Origin of the sequence: Bartonella sp. AA9NXGY, assembly GCF_042196845.1 — a bacterium.
GTDB lineage: Bacteria > Pseudomonadota > Alphaproteobacteria > Rhizobiales > Rhizobiaceae > Bartonella.
On the sequence record NZ_JBHIRB010000127.1, the window covers coordinates 1 to 516 of the forward strand.

Genomic DNA, 516 nt, shown 5'->3' on the forward strand with positions numbered 1-516 from the left:
TCAAAATACATCACAATATTTTGGTGGTGGTGCAGATGTATCTAATGGTAAAGCACCAACTTACACAATTCAGGGTAATTCTCATAATGATGTTGGTTCTGCTTTTAATGCTGTTGATACTTCTATCACGAATATCCAAAATCAGATTACGAATGCGACAAAAAATAGCCTCGTTAAGCAGGAGGAAAATGAAGGTACTATCACCATAGGTAAGGCAACAGGGGGTACAGAAATTAATGTTGCAAACAAATCTGGTGAAGCTCGTACAATTTCTGGTGTGAAGGCAGCTGTGAATGGTAATGAAGCTGTTAACAAAGCTCAGCTTGATAAAAGTATAGAGAAGATTTCTAATGATATTAATCTTACAAGTGCTGCTGCAGTTCTCTATGATAAAGAAAACGATACCGTTAATTATAATAGCATAACTTTGGGTGGTGATAAGACTACAGCACCCGTTTCCCTCCATAATGTTAAAGATGGGAAAATTGCTGAAGATTCGCATGATGCGATCAATGG

The 516-nt window shown here is 37.2% G+C and carries 1 pseudogene; it reads left to right on the forward strand.

Annotation, left to right across the window (positions count from 1 at the left end):
• Positions 1–516 (forward strand): annotated as a pseudogene (locus ACFIM6_RS10200) (hypothetical protein); the annotation flags it as partial.